The 16,501-nt window shown below is 70.8% G+C and carries 14 protein-coding genes; 6 read left to right on the top strand and 8 right to left on the bottom strand.

The window, feature by feature from the left end:
• Positions 1-8: 8 nt before the first annotated feature.
• From ABB07_RS21165 to ABB07_RS21150, 4 genes are all read right to left on the bottom strand, one after another.
• Positions 9-2,744, bottom strand: a complete 2,736-nt coding sequence (locus ABB07_RS21165) for a KGGVGR-motif variant AAA ATPase (RefSeq protein ID WP_244189455.1) — start codon at positions 2,742-2,744, stop codon at positions 9-11.
• Between the two features lie 504 nt (positions 2,745-3,248).
• A complete protein-coding gene (otsB, locus tag ABB07_RS21160; protein WP_208900169.1) occupies positions 3,249-4,085 on the bottom strand; it encodes a trehalose-phosphatase in 837 nt (278 codons plus the stop codon).
• A gap of 323 nt (positions 4,086-4,408) precedes the next feature.
• The gene (locus ABB07_RS21155; RefSeq protein WP_208900168.1) at positions 4,409-4,633 is read right to left on the bottom strand and encodes a DUF3263 domain-containing protein; all 225 of its coding nucleotides are present in this window, start codon (positions 4,631-4,633) and stop codon (positions 4,409-4,411) included.
• 36 nt (positions 4,634-4,669) lie between these two features.
• Positions 4,670-5,965 carry an ABC transporter substrate-binding protein gene (locus ABB07_RS21150; RefSeq protein ID WP_482269305.1) on the bottom strand — a complete coding sequence of 432 codons (1,296 nt, stop codon included), beginning with the start codon at positions 5,963-5,965 and terminating at the stop codon, positions 4,670-4,672.
• Between the two features lie 111 nt (positions 5,966-6,076).
• Here ABB07_RS21150 and ABB07_RS21145 point away from each other — a divergent pair, with 111 nt between their 5' ends.
• From ABB07_RS21145 to ABB07_RS21135, 3 genes are all read left to right on the top strand, one after another.
• Positions 6,077-7,021 (top strand): ROK family protein, encoded by a 945-nt coding sequence (locus tag ABB07_RS21145; protein ID WP_208903551.1) that lies wholly within the window; start codon positions 6,077-6,079, stop codon positions 7,019-7,021.
• A complete protein-coding gene (gene nagA, locus ABB07_RS21140; RefSeq protein WP_208900166.1) occupies positions 7,021-8,166 on the top strand; it encodes an N-acetylglucosamine-6-phosphate deacetylase in 1,146 nt (381 codons plus the stop codon). Before ABB07_RS21145 ends, nagA begins: the two co-directional genes overlap by 1 nt.
• Before the next feature lie 134 nt (positions 8,167-8,300).
• Positions 8,301-9,302, top strand: coding sequence for a 1-phosphofructokinase family hexose kinase (locus ABB07_RS21135; RefSeq protein ID WP_208900165.1), 1,002 nt, complete (start codon positions 8,301-8,303; stop codon positions 9,300-9,302).
• 672 nt (positions 9,303-9,974) lie between these two features.
• Here the strand turns inward: ABB07_RS21135 and ABB07_RS21130 are convergent.
• Together ABB07_RS21130 and cdgB are read right to left on the bottom strand one after the other, a co-directional pair.
• A complete protein-coding gene (locus ABB07_RS21130) occupies positions 9,975-10,907 on the bottom strand; it encodes a CBM35 domain-containing protein (protein ID WP_208900164.1) in 933 nt (310 codons plus the stop codon).
• A gap of 117 nt (positions 10,908-11,024) precedes the next feature.
• Positions 11,025-12,680 carry a diguanylate cyclase CdgB gene (gene cdgB, locus ABB07_RS21125; protein ID WP_208900163.1) on the bottom strand — a complete coding sequence of 552 codons (1,656 nt, stop codon included), beginning with the start codon at positions 12,678-12,680 and terminating at the stop codon, positions 11,025-11,027.
• A 416-nt stretch (positions 12,681-13,096) separates the two neighbouring features.
• Between cdgB and ABB07_RS21120 the strand changes: the two genes are divergently transcribed.
• On the top strand, positions 13,097-13,588 hold the full coding sequence (locus tag ABB07_RS21120; protein ID WP_425264818.1) for a flavin reductase family protein: 492 nt from the start codon (positions 13,097-13,099) through the stop codon (positions 13,586-13,588).
• Between the two features lie 43 nt (positions 13,589-13,631).
• Here ABB07_RS21120 and ABB07_RS21115 read toward each other — a convergent pair whose 3' ends face one another.
• Together ABB07_RS21115 and arfB are read right to left on the bottom strand one after the other, a co-directional pair.
• Entirely contained in the window at positions 13,632-14,492 is an 861-nt protein-coding gene (locus tag ABB07_RS21115; RefSeq protein WP_208900161.1) for a sigma-70 family RNA polymerase sigma factor, read from the bottom strand.
• A gap of 201 nt (positions 14,493-14,693) precedes the next feature.
• Complete coding sequence (gene arfB, locus ABB07_RS21110) at positions 14,694-15,131, bottom strand: alternative ribosome rescue aminoacyl-tRNA hydrolase ArfB (RefSeq protein WP_208900160.1); 438 nt, start codon at positions 15,129-15,131, stop codon at positions 14,694-14,696.
• Positions 15,132-15,284: 153 nt separating this feature from the next.
• Here arfB and ABB07_RS21105 point away from each other — a divergent pair, with 153 nt between their 5' ends.
• Entirely contained in the window at positions 15,285-15,860 is a 576-nt protein-coding gene (locus ABB07_RS21105) for a TerD family protein (protein ID WP_208900159.1), read from the top strand.
• Between the two features lie 101 nt (positions 15,861-15,961).
• On the top strand, positions 15,962-16,480 hold the full coding sequence (locus tag ABB07_RS21100; protein WP_208900158.1) for a GNAT family N-acetyltransferase: 519 nt from the start codon (positions 15,962-15,964) through the stop codon (positions 16,478-16,480).
• Positions 16,481-16,501 lie beyond the last annotated feature (21 nt).

Here is a 16,501-nt window from a genome sequence, read left to right as displayed (position 1 = left end):
CGATTCCGTCATCTACGGACGACCCGAGCGCGCCCCTGTGTTCTGAAGCCCAGGGCGTGCCGGTAGATCTCCGGCAGGCGGTACCGGCCATCCGTGTCCCGGGCCAGCGCGCCGGCTTCTTGTAGTACCGCGATGCCGGTGGCATCCAGTCCGACGTCCTCCGCGCTGAAGGGCATCAGTACGTCACTGGCGTACTGGCCCAGTCCCCGCAGCAGGTCGCCGAGCCGCTTGTTCTCCTGACCGATCTCCCTGACCTTCTCCGAGCTGCACTGGGCAAGTGCGTTGCGCATGGCAGTCGGGACAAGGAGTCGGTCCTTCTGCTCATCGCCGGCAGACAGGCCTGCGGCTTCTCTGAGGAACCGCACCACATCGCGGGCCTGGACCTGATCATTGAAGTCGGCGAGGGCTGCCGGGACCCAGCGTTCGGACCATGCCTCGTGTGAACTGTCCGAACCGAGTTTCGCTCCCCAGACCGGCCGCAGGGCCTGGGCGATTTCCTCATAGGACAGTTCCATCGGGTCACGATCCGGTTCCCGGACGGCATGGGCGGTCACCGACACCCAGAGGGCGAGCCGGAGGGCCTCTTGGGCGTCCCAGCGCAGCGCGTATGCCTCGTACCGGTCCAGGAACTGACCGAGGTTCTGTGTGATCGCCCAGGACGCCAGGTCGCGGCGAACGAACACCACCACGCCGAGCGGACGCCCACGCAGGGAACGCAGCCACTCGGGAACTTCGACCAGGAGGGTGCGGAGTGCGACCCGCTTGGACTCGCCTTCCAACTCCTGAAGGAAGTCCTCAAGGCCGTCGAAGACGAAGAGCAGCTTCCCCGTCTTGCCGAGTGTCAGCAGTTCACGCTCGGCGTCGAAGCTTTCCCCCCGTGCCGGCGCGCTGCCGCCGGCGATGGCCATGCAGCGCAACCATACGTCGAGCCAAACGTACGGGTCGGTGCCGCTCTCCTGGGAGTGAAGGGCGTCGTTCAGCACCTTGAGGATCTGGCGACGTGTGGCTCCCTCACCGCCTGCCGCCCGGTCTCGAAGATCCTGGGGCCCGGTGCGACCATCGCCCGTGGGCTGCTGATCCAGGTTGGCTGGATCGAGGACCGGCACCACCAGCGCGTCATCCTGTACCTGCATGCCGGCCTTCCGGGCGAATCCGGACCAGCTACCGGCAGCGCACATCCGGGCGAAGGTGAAAGTCTTGCCGGCGCCTTTCGCTCCCACCACAACCGTGACCGGCAGCGCGGCGCGATGATCACCGATGAGCCGGCGCAACGGTTCCGTGGACAGAAAGCCCAGAGCGCCGTCGAGACCCGTCCGTTCCGCGAAGACGAGCGCGGCGGCCCGCTCCCTCAGCGCGTTTCTCCGTTCCTCCACACCCTTGGGGCCATCTGCCCCGGTGTCGCCCCCTCCCGGCTGGGGCTGAGGTGCCAGCTCGGCAACCCGGTCTCCCAGACCGCAGCGGCGCACGACCTCGACGACCTCGTCCCAACTGCGCGGTAGTGCCAGCAGCTCGTCCCTGAAGGGGCTGACCAGCGTGACCGTCACTGCCTTGGCGTCGACGGGGAGTTCCGACTCATGCGGGTCACCTTCCGGCACAAGCAGGATGTCGTCCAACGCCTGGGTCAGTGCCTCGCGAGCAGCCTCCGCCTCAGTGTCGTGGACGTCCAGACGATACTGCGTCACCACTGCGGCAGGGGCTGGATCACGGCCCAGCAGAGCCGGAGCCTTCACACCCAGCTGGCGGATCATTCGAGCCGTGCCGTCCAAGGACTGGCTGCTCAGCGTGGTGACGAATACCCGTTGCACACGAGGGTCGAGAAGGATCGGTGCCGACAACTCGGACGCACCCGCCCGCAGGTCGATGATCACAATGTCGAAACCACTGACGGACGCCACCTCGGCAAGCGACTCCGTGAGGAAGTAAGCCGACCGGTCAGAGGTGAGGAGGTCGACAGGCTCGATACGGGGAGGCCCGAGCCGAGACCGGCGCATGGCAGGCAGAATCGCGAGCTTCCCCGAACCGGTAGCGCTCACCACGAACTGACCTGCCAGGTATCCGCGCACGATGTCGGCAACGGACTGGACGTCTCCTCCGCTGGTTCCGTGCAGGAGCGCCAGCACGTCCTCGTAACCGATGTCGCACGTACCGCCTTGTGCTTGGTGCATCCAGGTGACGCCGGGCGCCTCCAGGTCGCCGTCGACAAGGAGTACACGATGTCCTAGCCGGGCCAGATGATCGGCAAGAGCCACCGCATGCACTGTTCGGCCCACTCCGCCCTTGAAGGAGTGAAACGCAATCATCTGAACGTCGCCGGCGAAGCCGTCGAGGCGAGGACGGGAGAGCGTGCGAGCAAGATCAGCCGTCGTCCTGCGCTCCACGAGGCGCGGCACCCGCCGCTTCGTCGCGTGCTCAGCGACCCTTTCCAGTACGACGGGAATGCCCTCGGCGCCGAGTCCGGTCGGACGGTCCAAGGCGAGCACCAGCTCCCCCGGGGGACCGCTGACCGAGCCGCGACCGAAGGCATGGTCCAACCATTCTCGGACGTTGTCCTCCGTAGTGTCGGGCCGGATCGTCAGTACGAGTTGGTCCCACCAGGCGTCGGCTTCCAGCAACCACCCTGGCCAGGAGCCGCCCGCGGCCAAGTACGCGAGATGTTCATCGACGTCGACCCAGGTGAAAAGACGCCCGGGTACCACACCGCTGTAGTCGCCGAGACCCAGGTGGGATGCCACTTCGCTGTTCACGCTGCCCTTCACTTCCGGGACTCCGAGATCAAGGTTCGCAGGGCCCCCAACGCATGCTTCTCATCGTCCGCCTCCAGGTCCGCACCGTATCGCCATGCCTCGTGCAGTGCCTGCGGCTCCACCTTCTGCAGAGCGCGGCCGTTGATCCGAGGCCGAGCACACCCCCTCAGCGCCTCCTGAGTCTCCCGTGACAGTCGGAGTTCTCGCGCCAAGGCACGAAGGTCATGAGTGCGCAGGTCCTCGGGCAGCTGCGCCGTGTCCCGCAAGCCTCTCCGCCGCATCAACTCTGCTTTCAGGCCGCACTCGGCACTGTAGAACAGCAGCAGCCCGCCAGTAGCGAGATCAGTCTGGCCCACCAACTCTTCCCCGCCCCGCGCCAGTCGGTCCCTACTGCGCTCCAACTGCCGCACGCCAACGTCGACCATGCGGGTGATGTTACGGGGACGTACCGACAGCCTGCGTGACTCTCGGGTGCACAGGGGGCATGGCAGGCGAAGCGGTAGGTCAGCCCTCGATCGCCGCCGCCAGTGAAACCAGCAGGCGTACGACACCGGCGGGGCCGTCGACCACCACGTCTGCGCGTTCCGCCAGTTCGGTGACCTCGGTGCTGCCGCTGCAGACCAGGAGGCCGGGGACGCCGTCGGAGCGGAGTTTGCCGACGGCGGCGAAGGCGGGGAGGTCGCCGAGGTCGTCGCCGGCGTAGAGGACGGACTCGGCGCCGGTCCTGCGGACGTGGTCGGCGAGCGCCACGCCCTTGTCCATGCCCGGCGGGCGCAGTTCCAGGACCATGCGGCCGGGTTCGACGATCAGGCCGTGGCGGGTGGCGAGGTCGGTGAGGGGGCCGCGCAGGGCCTCGAACGCGGCCTGCGGGTCGTCGGCGCGGCGGGTGTGCACCGCGACGGCCCGGCCCTTCTCCTCGATCCAGGTGCCGTGCCAGGCGCCGGCGCGGTCCAGGACGCCCGGCAGCTCGGCGCGCACCGCCGCGACGCCGGGGTGCGGGGGCGGGGCGGTGACGGTGCCGGTGACCGCGTCCCAGCGTTCGGCGCCGTAGTGGCCGAGGACGGTCAGGTGCTCCAGGCCCGGGACGCCGGCGAAGCCGCCGTGGCGCACCGCGACCCCGGCGGGGCGGCCGGTGACCACGGCGACGGAGGCGACCTTCGGGGCGAGGGCGGCGAGGGCCGGTACGGCGCCGGGGTGGGCGCGGGCCTGTTCGGGGTCGGCGACGATGGGGGCCAGGGTGCCGTCGAAGTCCAGGCCGACGAGCGCCGCGCTGGGCTTGGCCAGGAGCGCGGCCAGTCCGTCCCGGCCGAGCTGAGTGGCTGGGGTCGGCAGAGAGTCCATACCGCGACACTATCCAGGCTCGCCCGGACTCACTCCTGGGGCACTCCCGGGGCTCCGCCCCAGACCCCGCCAGGGGCTCCGCCCCTGGACCCCGCCTCGCCCACCCACCACCCGACTCGGTCGGCCGGAAAGGCACCCCCGCAGCTGCGGGCAGTCGTGCCTCCCCCAGTGCCTTAAGGGCCTGGGGGACCCCCAGGCGGCACGGGTGGGCGGTGGGGGTCCCCCCGCTCGAGCGAAGCCGAGAGCGGGGGAGGCACCACGCAAGCGCGGGCAAGCGCCCCAACCCCCGGCCGGCACCAGCACCGAGCACCCACGTTCCCGGTTCAGCGCTCCGTCCGTCTGGCCTCTCTCACTCGGCGCAGGCGGTTCACCGTCACCGGGTCGGCCGCCAGGGCCCGCTCGTCGTCCAGCAACGCGTTCAGCAGTTGGTAGTAGCGGACCGGGGACAGGCCCAGTTCCTCGCGTATCGCCCGCTCCTTGGCGCCGGGGCCGGGGAAGCCGCGGCGCTCCAGGGCGAGGATCGCTTGTTCGCGGGGGGCGAGTTCCATGCGGTCACCGTAGCGGTGGGGACTGACAGAGCCCGCTCAGTTCCTGGCGCTGCTGTCCGCCGCCGACGCGGTCGCCTGGAGGCGGCTGAGGACGCCGGCGGGGTCGCCGCCGGGGGTGACGGCCTGGCCGATGTTCTGCTTCACGGCCGCGCTGACCGAGGCCCAGGAGGTCTTGCCGACGGGGTACAGCTCGGAGGTGGGCAGCTCTTCGAGGAAGGGGTGCAGGGCCTTGTCGGGGGCGGAGTCCGACGCGCTCATGGTGTTGGAGGCGGAGCCGGTGACCGGCAGCAGGCCGTACTCGCGGGAGAAGTCCAGGACGTTCTTCTCGGTGTAGACGAAGTTGAGGAAGTCGCCTATCTGGTCGCGGTGCCCGTTCTGCTTGAAGGCCATCATCCAGTCGGCGACGCCCATCGAGGCCCTGGCTTTCCCGGTGCGCCCCGGCATCGGCACCATGCCGAATTTCACGCCCTTCGTCTGGGCCTGCTGGATGAGGGTGGGGTGGCCGTTGAGCATGCCCACCTGGCCGTCGGCGAAGGCGGCGAAGGCCGTCGCCCGGTTGAGCCTGCCGGGCGCGACCGGCCCGGTCAGGCCCTTGTCGACCAGGTCGTCCTTGAGCCAGGTGAAGGTCTGGACGTTCTGCGCCGAGTCGATGGTGTAGGTGCCGATCTCGTCGGTGTAGCCGTTGCCGCCGTTGCCGGGGTCGCTGCCGCTGAGCAGCCACTGCATGGTCTCCGCCTGGGCCTCCTCGGGGCCGAGCGGCAGCGCGAAGGGGTACTTCACGCCCTTGTCCTTGAGCGCCTGGGCGTCGGCGGCCAGCTGGTCCCAGGTGGTGGGCGCGGTGGTGATGCCGGCCTTGGCGAACAGGGTCTTGTTGTAGAAGAGCACCCGCGTGGACGCCGCGAAGGGGATGCCGTACTGCGTGTGGTTCCACTGCCCGGCCTCGGAGAGCTGGGAGAGGAAGTCGGCCTGGGTGGGTATGGAGAGCAGGTCGGAGACCGGGTAGAGCTTGCCCGCGGCCGCGTAGTCGGCATAGGCGCCGATCTGGGCCAGGTCGGGGGCGTGGCCGGCCGCGACCATGTCCTTGACCTTGGCGTCGACGTCGTTCCAGGAGTACACGCTGACGTCGATCTTCACCCCGGGGTGCTTCGACTCGTACTCCTTGACCAGGGTGTCCCAGTACTTCTTCGAGCTGTTGGCGGGGGAGTCGCCGTAGTCGGCGGCGACGAGTCTCAGCGTCACATCGGAGGAGCCCGTGCTCCCGCAGCCGCCGAGGACCGCCGTCATGCCCAGTGCGGACACCACCGCGATCGTTCCTGCCGTACGCCGACGCACCCTCAAAGCCCCAACCCTGCTGTCTGACCGTTCAATATATGGACACATAAGGTCTACACCACGTGAGTGGACTAGACCTCTCGCGGGTAGGAGGCCACACTAGGGCCCGTGGTGAGACATGTCATCGCCCTGGACGTGGGCGGTACCGGGATGAAGGCCGCCCTCGTCGGCGACGACGGCGAACTGCTCCACCGCGCCCGCCGCGCCACCGGCCGCGAGCGCGGACCGGACGCGGTGGTCGGGGCGATCCTCGACTTCGCCGCCGAGCTGCACGCGTACGGCGTGCGGCACTACGGCGAGGCCGCCGCCGCGGCCGGCCTCGCGGTCCCCGGCATCGTCGACGAGGAGCAGGGCATCGCCGCCTACGCGGCCAACCTCGGCTGGCGGGACGTACCGCTGCGCGCGCTGCTCGCACGGCGGCTCGGCATCCCCGTCGCCCTCGGCCACGACGTGCGCACCGGCGGCCTCGCCGAGGGCCGGATCGGCGCGGGCAGGGGCGCCGACCGGTTCCTGTTCGTGCCGCTCGGCACCGGCATCGCGGGCGCGATCGGCATCGACGGCCGGGTGGAGGCGGGCGCGCACGGCTTCGCGGGCGAGATCGGCCATGTCGTCGTACGGCCCGGCGGGATCCCGTGTCCCTGCGGGCAGCACGGCTGCCTGGAGCGGTACGCCTCCGCGTCCGCCGTCAGCGAGGCGTGGGCGGCGGCCTGCGGGGACCCGGACGCGGACGCCGCCGACTGCGCCAAGGCCGTCGCGTCCGGCGATCCGAACGCCGTTCGGGTCTGGCGGGAGGCGGTCGACGCCCTCGCCGACGGCCTGGTCACCGCGCTCACCCTGCTGGACCCGCGCACCCTGATCATCGGTGGCGGTCTCGCCGAGGCGGGGGAAGTGTTGTTCCAGCCGCTGCGGGAGGCCGTCCGGCGGCGGGTCACCTTCCAGAAACTGCCCGCGATCGTCCCGGCGGCCCTGGGCGACACGGCCGGCTGCCTGGGCGCCGGGCTGCTCGCACAGGACCTACTGACCACCACTTCTACGACTCCGGAGGTAAGCGCCTGATGGCTCCCAGCTTGGTTCTCACAGGTGCTCGGGTGGTGCTGCCCACCGGGGTGGTGGACGACGGGCGCGTGGCCGTCGAGGACACGAGGATCGCGGCTGCCGCTACCGAGCACGCCGAGGTGCTCGACGTGAGCGGCCACTGGCTGGTACCGGGGTTCGTCGACATCCACAACCACGGCGGCGGCGGAGCCTCCTTCTCCGGCACCCCGGACCAGATCATGAAGGCCATCGCCACGCACCGCGCGCACGGCACCACCACCCTGGTGGCCTCCACCGTCACCGACGAGATGGACCTGCTGGTCCGCCAGGCCGGGCTGCTGAGCGAGCTGGCCGAGCAGGGCGAGATCGCCGGCATCCACTTCGAGGGGCCGTTCATCTCGCCGTGCCGCAAGGGCGCGCACTCCGAGGGGCTGCTGCGCGCCCCGGACCCGGCCGAGGTCCGCAAGCTGATCGACGCGGCGCGCGGCAGGGCGAGGATGGTCACGCTCGCGGCCGAGCTGCCGGGCGGCATCGACTCCGTACGGCTGCTCGCCGAGCACGGCGTCATCGCGGCGATCGGGCACACGGACGCCACGTACGAGCAGACGGTCGAGGCCATCGACGCGGGCGCCACGGTCGCCACCCACCTGTTCAACGCGATGCCGGCCCTGAACCACCGGGCGCCCGGCCCCATCGCCGCCCTGCTGGAGGACGAGCGGGTCACGGTCGAGCTGATCAACGACGGCGTACACCTCCACCCCGCCGCCCTGGAGCTGGCCTTCCACCGCGCGGGCGCCTCCCGCGTCGCCTTCATCACGGATGCGATGGACGCGGCCGGCATCGGCGACGGCCGCTACATGCTGGGCCCGCTGGAGGTCGAGGTCAGCGAGGGCGTGGCCCGGCTGGTGGAGGGCGGCTCGATCGCGGGCTCCACGCTGACCCTGGACCGCGCCTTCAAACGGGCGGTGACGGTCGACAGGCTGCCGGTGCAGGACGCGGTGACGGCGCTGTCGGTGAACCCCGCCCGGCTCCTCGGCCTGTCCGACCGCATCGGCTCGCTGGAGCCGGGCAAGGACGCCGACCTGGTCCTGCTGGACGCGGACTTCGACCTCAAGGGCGTGATGCGGCGGGGTGAGTGGGTGGTGATCCCGCCCCAACTGGCCTGATCTGCCCGTCTTTTCCCTGGACGGCGGCCGACTCGTGACTGGGCGGACCGCCGTCTCTTTGGCATGATCGTGCCCCCGGAAACCGATGTCGGGCGCGATGACGTGCCACAGGACTTCGAGGGAGGTCGGCCCGGGTGATCCTCACGGTCACGCTGAACACCGCTCTCGACCTGACCTACCGGGTACGGTCGCTGCGCCCGCACGCCTCGCACCGGGTCTCGGAGGTCATCGAGCGGCCCGGCGGCAAGGGCGTGAACGTGGCCCGGGTGCTGGCCGCGCTCGGACACGAGGTGACGGTCACGGGGTTCGCGGGCGGCGGGACCGGGCGCGCGATACGCGACCTGCTCGCCGACGTGCCCCGGCTGACGGACGCGCTGGTGCCGGTCGCCGGGGCCACCCGGCGCACGATCGCCGTGGTCGACGAACTCTCCGGCGACACGACACAGTTGAACGAGCCGGGCCCGCAGATCGCGCCGGCCGAGTGGGGCGCGTTCCTGGACCGCTACGAGGAACTGCTGCCGTCCGTCTCGGCGGTGGCCCTGTGCGGCAGCCTGCCGCCCGGCGTGCCGGTGGGGGCGTACGCGAACCTGGTCCGCGCGGCCCGCGCCGCCGGAGTCCCCGTCCTGCTGGACACCAGCGGCGAACCCCTGCGCCGAGGCGTCGCCGCCCGCCCCGACCTCATCAAACCGAACGCCGAGGAACTGGCCGAACTCACCGGCTCCCACGAGCCGTTGCGGGCCACCCAGGACGCGCGCAGAAGGGGCGCACACGCAGTCGTGGCATCCCTGGGCCCCGAAGGCCTGCTGGCCGCCACCCCCGAGGGCCGCTGGCGCGCCACCCCGCCCGCCCGCATCCACGGCAACCCGACCGGCGCGGGCGACTCGGCGGTGGCGGGCCTGCTGTCGGGCCTCGTGGAGCAGCTTCCCTGGCCGGAACGGCTGGCCCGCGCGGTCGCGCTCTCGGTAGCGACGGTACAGGCCCCGGCCGCCGGGGAGTTCGATCCGGCGGTGTACGAGGAGTTGCTGGGACGAGGAGTGCGTCGAAGCGATGCCGCTGCGCGACGCGAGGACACGAGCAGCAAAGTCGTAGGCGCCCATGGGTCGGGGTGCAACAGCGAGGGCGCCTCGGCCACGTGATCACGCGTGACCGAAAACCCCCCCAGGCCCCAGTATCGAACGTATGATCCCCAACGACCAAGTTCCCATTTCTCACTGGGGGAAACCTATGCACAAGCCAAAAGCCATCAGGCAGATCGCCGCTCTCGGCGTAGCCTCGATGGGACTCCTCATTTCCGTTAGCTCTCCTGCATCGGCAGACGTGGGCGGCGTCTGGATGAAGGGTAGTCACCCTTTCACCATCCGCGCCGAGGCCAGCACCTCGTCCGCCAAAATCGCCACGATCACCGATCGTAATGTTCAGGTTCCTTGCTTTACGGACAGCACTGGCGATTGCATCCGACGGGATCCCGGAGGCTCATACACGTGCTGGTCTGGCGGCCCTTCCAGTAAGGCCTGGCTGAAGGTGCGGTGGGCCGGCAAGAACGGTTGGGTGGCTGACGCGTGCGTTGACGTCGGGCGCATCGGCTAGTCAGGTGGGGTGACGAATCGTCACCCCACCGCGTTCCGTCCGACGGCCGCGTTCGCCAGGTTTGTAGCGGGCCAGGGCGGCGACGGGTAAGCGGCGGAGCGGCCGCGCACACGCTCGACAGGCGTGGGCAACTCGGCGGTGCGGTCGGGCGCGGTGTGACTCCCGGCTGGTCAAGAAGCTGAAAGGGGCCCGGCCGTCCTGGGGGATGGTCCGGGCCCCTTTCAGCTGTTGTCGGGATCGGCCGTCAGCCACAACTGGTCGAGGTTCGCATTGCACTGGTTGCCGTCTTGGCAGGCGATCTGGATCGTGTTCGTGCCCTTGTCCAGGTTCACGATTCCCCAGGTGGTCTTCCAGCCCTTCTCCCAGTCGCCTACGGGCGTGCCGCCACCGAAGTTACTCATGCGCAGCTCCCGCGACTGCGCCTTGTTATTGACCACCAGTGTCGCGTTGGCGTCCACACCCGGGATGCCGTAGCGCACGTACAGCCGGTAGGTACCGGCCTTCTCAACGTTGTTGACCGTCCAGGTGACCGTTGCTCCGACGTGGTTGAAGCCTGTCACGTAGGTTCCGCCCTTGGCCTGCGAACCCTTGATGGCTGACGCCGTCGTCACACCAGGCCCAAGTTGGAGCGCGCTCGCGTCCGTCTTCGGCAGCTCTCCCGGCGCCGCCGAGCTGCTCCCCGACGGGCTCGGCTCGCTGCTCTGGGACTGGGTCGGGGTGTTGCCCGCCTGGTTGTTGGTCTTGTCGTCCGAGTTGTCGTTGAGCATCGACACGCCGATGCCGATGACGACCGCGGCGACCACCGCGATCGCGCCGATCAGCAGGCCCTTGGTGTTGGGGCCGCGGCGGCCCGGCGCGGGGTGCGCGGGCTGACGGGTGGTCGGGGCGCCGCCGGGGAGGGTCTCGGGGGCCTGGTAGTGGGCGTTCGGCTGGCCGTAGGCGCCCGGTTGCTGCGGGACGCCGGGCTGCTGGCCGTAGGGGGCCTGCTGCTGGCCGTACTGGCGCTCGCCGACCGCCCGCACCCTGCTGACCGAGTTGGGGTAGCCGTAACCGCCGGACGGCGGCTGGGCCCCTCTGGCCTGGCCGTCGGCGTACAGGTAGCCGAACGGGTCGTCGTCCTCGGGCGTGCTCGGGCCGTTTTCGCCGGGCGTCATCCCTTGGTCTCCTCAGCGGGTGCGGGTGGATGCGATACAGGTCTGGAAGGGGGAGCCTACCCGGTCCGGCTGGGCCAAACGGGTGACTCGAATCGCATCAAGTCCCTGACCTGCGGATCATCCGGCGCGTCGGTGCTGTTTGGGACGAGATCGTTTCTCTACGTACATACGCTCGTCGGCTGACTTCAACACTTCGTCCGCCGTCATGCCGCAGTGTGCCCACCCGATGCCGAAGCTCGCGCCCACCCGGACGGCCCGGCCCTCGGCCCGGATCGGCTGGATGATCTCGTTGCGCAGCCGTACGGCGAGGTCCTGGGCGTCGGCCCGGCCGAGGCCGTCGGCGAGGATCACGAACTCGTCGCCGCCGAGGCGGGCGACCGTGTCGCCGTCGCGGACGCCGCGCGAGAGGCGGCGGGCGACCTCGATCAGCACCGCGTCGCCCGCGTTGTGCCCGAAGCGGTCGTTGATCGACTTGAAGCCGTCGAGGTCGCAGAAGAGGACCGCGAGGCCCTTGGTGCCGTCGTCCCGGCCGTCCTCGGGGGCGACGGTGTGGACGTGGTGGTCGAAGCTGTCGTACGCCTCCGCGCCCGGCCGGAAGTCGAAGCCGTGGGCCACGGGGGCGTCGAAGGCGGGGTGCCCGTAGGCCGCGTCCAGGGACTCCAGTTCGCCGGCGTGGGCCGGGCGCCGGCACAGCCGGGCCGCGAGACGGGCGCGCAGCTCGGCGGAGTTGGGCAGACCGGTGAGCGAGTCGTGGGAGGCGCGGTGGGCGAGCTGCAGCTCGCGGCGCTTGCGTTCCTCTATGTCCTCGACGTGGGTGAGGAGGAAGCGGGGGCCGTCGGCGGCGTCGGCGACCACGGAGTTGCGCAGGGACACCCAGACGTAGGTGCCGTCGCGGCGCCCCAGGCGCAGTTCCGCACGGCCGCCCTCCGCCGAGGTCCGCAGCAGCGTGCCGATGTCCTCGGGGTGCACCAGGTCGGAGAAGGAGTAGCGGCGCATCGCGGAGGCCGGGCGGCCGAGCAGGCGGCACAGGGCGTCGTTGGTGCGCAGGATGCGGCCGTGCTGATCGCCGCCCATCTCGGCGATGGCCATGCCCGAGGGGGCGTACTCGAAGGCCTGCCTGAAGCTTTCCTCGCTCGCCCGCAGGGCCTGCTGCTCGCGCTCCAGGCGGACCAGGGCGCGCTGCATGTTCGCACGCAGACGCGCGTTGCTGATCGCGATGGCGGCCTGGAAGGCGTACATCTGCAGGGCCTCGCGGCCCCAGGCGCCGGGGTGGCGGCCGTTGCGCGGCCGGTCGACGGAGATGACCCCGAGCAGCTCGCCGCAGGTGGCGCCCTGCGCGCCCGGGGTGTACATGGGGGCGAAGAGGCGGTCGGAGGGGTGCCACTCGTCCTCGAAGCGAGGTGCCGGGCCGTCCGTGTACCACTGGGGGACGTCGTCGTCGTCGAGGACCCAGCCCTCGGTGTGCGGTATGAAGACCAGGTCGCCCCAGCGCTCGCCCATGTTCAGCCGCCGCTCCCAGGACTCGCGGGAGCCGACCCGGCCGGTGATCAGGGCCTCGGCGGCGGAGTTCCCGGAGAACGCGGCGACGACGAGATCGCCGTCGGGGCGCACGAGGTTCACGCACGCCATCTCGTACCCGAGGGCGTTGACCGCGCCGTCGGCGACGGTCTGCAGTGTGTCCGCCAGGCTGCGTGCCGTGTTCATGTCGGCCATGACCTGGTGCAGCTGCCGCAGGGACGCAAGACGGACATACGGCTCCGACTCGGTCTCCATGCTCGCCCTCCCCCCGAGACCTCGCAGCGAATCAAGGGTTGTCTTCGGCGCTTCTTAAGGGTGCCTCTTACGGTGCGTCTCAGTTTCCCAGCCACTGAATCACAGCGCGCTGCCCACTCGGTACACAGGGTCAACAATTCCTGCTTCTTGTGACTCAAGTCACAGATGAACGTGAACAATTGAGTGGAGTTTCTGCGTTTTCCCCGTGCGTTTACTGAACGCAAGCTTTTGGGCTCGGTTCACATGCTGCACACGTGGTCCTCCGCTGGTCCTAGGACCCGGCTCGGGCTGAGGCCCGATGCGGCCCCCGCGGGGCGGAGACTAGCGTTTCCGGCGTGCTGAAGAGTCCCTCACCCACCGCCACCGCCGCTTCCGGGCATGCTGAGGGGGTGAGCAACGACGAGTTCCGGGCCGCTATGTCCCGACTGGCCGCCGGAGTGGTCCTGGTGACCGCGCAGGAGCCGCCGCTGGACCCGGACGACCCGGAAGCGCCGGGCATGGAGGACGTCGGCATGACCGCCACCGCCTTCCTGTCCGTCTCCCTCGACCCGCCGCTGGTCCTGGTGAGCCTGCGCGAGGGCTCCCGGATGGACGACCTGCTCGACGAACAGCCCCTGTGGGCGGTGTCGGTCCTCGCCGAGAGCCAGCGGCACATCGCGGGCCGTTTCGCCATGAAGGGCCGGATCAGCGACCGTCTGCTCTTCGAGGACATCCCCTACGTCCGGGGCGAGGCCACCGGCGCCCCGCTGGTGGGCGGCGCGCTGGCCACGCTGGAGTGCCGCACCGAGCAGCGGGTTACGGCCGGCGACCACACCCTCGTCATCGGCCGCGTCCTGACCGCACACGTCCCGAGCGCGGAGGGCGGCCCGCTGCTGTACTTCCGGGGCCGCTACCGCCAGTTGGGCTGAGCCGGGACCGGGGGCGGCGGCGGCTCCAGGCCCGGCGCTTCGACTATGCGAGCTCGATGGTCAGGAGCGACAGGCCGGCCGGGTCGGTCACGATGTCGATGGTCGCGATGCGGTCGGCGACGAAGGTGAACGTCAGGACCCGCTCGACGCGGCCGCCGGCGTACACCACCAGGCCCGTCGCCCCGTCGACCAGCGCGGGACGCGCCGCCCGGGCCAGGTGGGCGAAGCTCTTCGCGCCGGAGGCGACGCCGGCCGCACCGATGGTCGTACCGGCCTCGCCGCGTGCCAGCACGTCCGGGTCGAGCACCTCCAGCAAGCCGTCGAAGTCGCCCTCCCGCGCGGCCGCCAGGAACGCGTCGACCACCTCCCGCTGCCGCACCAGGTCGGTCTCCGGCGCGTCCGCGCCCCGCACCCGGCGCCGCGCCCGGCTGGCCAGCTGCCGTGCCGCGGCCGGGCTGCGGCCGAGGATCCCGCCGACCTCGTCGAAGGGCACCCCGAACAGGTCGTGCAGCACGAACGCCAGCCGCTCGGCCGGGGAGAGCGTGTCGAGGACGACCAGCAGGGCCAGCCCGACCGAGTCCGCGAGCACCGCGTCCTGCGCGGGATCCGGCTCGGCGGAGGCTCCGGGACGCCAGGTGTCCAGGGGTTCCTCGCCCCGCGAGCGGCGGGAGCGGAGCATGTCCAGGCAGACCCGGCCGACGACGGTCGTCAGCCAGCCCCCGAGGTTGCCCACCTCACGCGTGTCGGACCGGCTCAGCCGGAACCACGCCTCCTGCACCGCGTCCTCGGCCTCGGCGGCCGAGCCCAGCATCCGGTAGGCGACGGCCCGCAGATGCCCCCGGTACCCCTCGAACCGCTCGGCGAGAAACTCGTCGTCACGGTACTGCCGCTCGTGCTCGCTCATCGGGATGCCCGGCCTTTCCGTCGCCTCGGTGGTCCGCCACCTCACTGACGAACCGCAGGCCCCGGATGTGACGGCTCCCCGGCTCAGGACAGGCCCGTGCGGGTGACGCCTCACCGGATCAAGGCAGGCCGTGCGGGTGACGGCTCACCGGCGCAGGGCAGGCCGCGTGGGTGGCGGGCGGTGTTCTGCGTCCTGCCGGGCTCACGCCCAGTCGCGGCCCGAGCGGCCCCGCTTCGTCTCCGCGCGCTGCTTCTTCTCCCGCAGCCGGCGCTCATTGATGCCGCGCGGGATGCGGGTCGGCCTGCGCGGCTTGGGCGGGGGCGCGCTGGCCTCCGCGAGGAGGGCGGCGAGGCGTACGGCGGCGGCCTCGCGGTTGCGCCACTGGGAGCGGTGCTCGGAGGCCCGTACGGTCACCACGCCGTCCACGAGCCGGCCCGCGAGCCGCTGCAGCGCCCGCTCCTTCCAGACCGCGGGCAGCGCCTCGGTGCGGGCGAGGTCGAAGCGCAGCTCCACCTGGGAGTCACTGGTGTTGACGTGCTGCCCGCCGGGACCGGACGACCTGGAGAAACGCCACATCAGCTCGGCCTCGGGGAGCGAGACGGAGCCACGAATGACGTAAGGACCGGACATGGGGTCCATGTTCCCGGTCCTGCCAGCCGTCGTCACCTGGATTTCCGCTCGGTAAAAAAGGTAAAGGCATCCGGAACCACCGGGACCCCCCGCGACGTTCTTCCCGGTGACGGTAGCTTCAACGGCACTGCACCACACATGTCCAAGGAAGGGACTCCCAACATGGCTGTAAGCCTGTCCAAGGGTGGCAACGTCTCGCTCACCAAGGAGGCTCCGGGCCTGACCGCCGTCACCGTGGGCCTCGGCTGGGACGTCCGCACCACCACCGGCACGGACTTCGACCTGGACGCCTCCGCCATCGCGGTCAACGGCCAGGGCAAGGTCTACTCGGACGCGCACTTCGTCTTCTTCAACAACAAGCAGACCCCCGACAACTCCATCGTCCACACCGGCGACAACCGCACGGGCGAGGGCGCCGGCGACGACGAGGCGATCAACGTCAACCTGGCCGCGCTCCCGGCCGACATCGACAAGGTCGTCTTCCCGGTCTCCATCTACGACGCCGAGAACCGCGGACAGAACTTCGGCCAGGTCCGCAACGCCTACATCCGCATCGTCAACCAGGCCGGCGGCGCCGAGATCGCCCGCTACGACCTCTCCGAGGACGCCGCCACCGAGACGGCCATGGTCTTCGGCGAGCTGTACCGCAACGGCGCGGAGTGGAAGTTCCGTGCCGTGGGCCAGGGTTACGCCTCGGGCCTGGTCGGCATCGCCCAGGACTTCGGCGTCAACGTCTGACAGCCGGTCACGGCGAGCGGAAGCCCCGGGTGCGGACGCGGCCCAGGGCTTCCGCCGCCGGGGAAATTCCGTGGACGGCGCCGGCGGGATAGCGTGCCCGCGTGATTCTCGAGCCCCTCTCGCCCGGCCAGGACATCCCGGCCCCGCTGCTGAGCGACATCACCGCGCTCTACGCGTCCAACAGCGCGTTCCACCGGCTCAGCGGCGACTTCCCCGACCCGGACGACATACGTCCCGGGCAGGTCGCGGCCACGCTGGCCAAGGACCTGGCCGTGCCCGGCACCGAGGTGCTGCTCGCCCGCACGGAGGAGGGACGCCTCGTCGGACTCGCCGGCACCCGTGCCCACCACCCCGACCCCGCCGACCCGGACCCGTGGATCGGGCTGCTGCTGGTGCACGCGGCCGAGCACGGCAGGGGGTACGGCCGTGCCCTCGCGGAACTCGTCGAGGACCGCTTCCGCGCACAGGGCCGCAGCGCCGTACGGCTCGCCGTCCTCGCCAACAATCCCAAGGCGCTGGCCTTCTGGACCGCCCTCGGCTACGAGGTGATCGACCACCGCCCCGACCGCGCCCTCGGCCGCCCCTGCGCCGTACTGCGCAAGGCGCTGGGCGAGGCGTAGCGCACCCCGAGGACCGGTACG

This window comes from Streptomyces incarnatus, assembly GCF_001027185.1.
Classification (GTDB): Bacteria; Actinomycetota; Actinomycetes; order Streptomycetales; family Streptomycetaceae; genus Streptomyces; species Streptomyces puniciscabiei.
Note: the sequence above shows the minus strand (reverse complement) of the source record. Positions and strands in the feature narration are given on the sequence as shown.

What these genes read in the sequence shown, in the direction of transcription:
- otsB (WP_208900169.1), bottom strand. Translation starts at nt 4,085, where the DNA reads ATGGACTCTCTGCCGACCCCAGCCACTCAGCTCGGCCGGGACGGACTG.
- ABB07_RS21155 (WP_208900168.1), bottom strand. Translation starts at nt 4,633, where the DNA reads ATGGAACTCGCCCCCCGCGAACAAGCGATCCTCGCCCTGGAGCGCCGC.
- nagA (WP_208900166.1), top strand. Translation starts at nt 7,021, where the DNA reads ATGGCTCCCAGCTTGGTTCTCACAGGTGCTCGGGTGGTGCTGCCCACC.
- ABB07_RS21130 (WP_208900164.1), bottom strand. Translation starts at nt 10,907, where the DNA reads ATGACGCCCGGCGAAAACGGCCCGAGCACGCCCGAGGACGACGACCCG.
- cdgB (WP_208900163.1), bottom strand. Translation starts at nt 12,680, where the DNA reads ATGGAGACCGAGTCGGAGCCGTATGTCCGTCTTGCGTCCCTGCGGCAG.
- ABB07_RS21120 (WP_425264818.1), top strand. Translation starts at nt 13,097, where the DNA reads ATGTCCCGACTGGCCGCCGGAGTGGTCCTGGTGACCGCGCAGGAGCCG.
- ABB07_RS21115 (WP_208900161.1), bottom strand. Translation starts at nt 14,492, where the DNA reads ATGAGCGAGCACGAGCGGCAGTACCGTGACGACGAGTTTCTCGCCGAG.
- arfB (WP_208900160.1), bottom strand. Translation starts at nt 15,131, where the DNA reads ATGGACCCCATGTCCGGTCCTTACGTCATTCGTGGCTCCGTCTCGCTC.
- ABB07_RS21105 (WP_208900159.1), top strand. Translation starts at nt 15,285, where the DNA reads ATGGCTGTAAGCCTGTCCAAGGGTGGCAACGTCTCGCTCACCAAGGAG.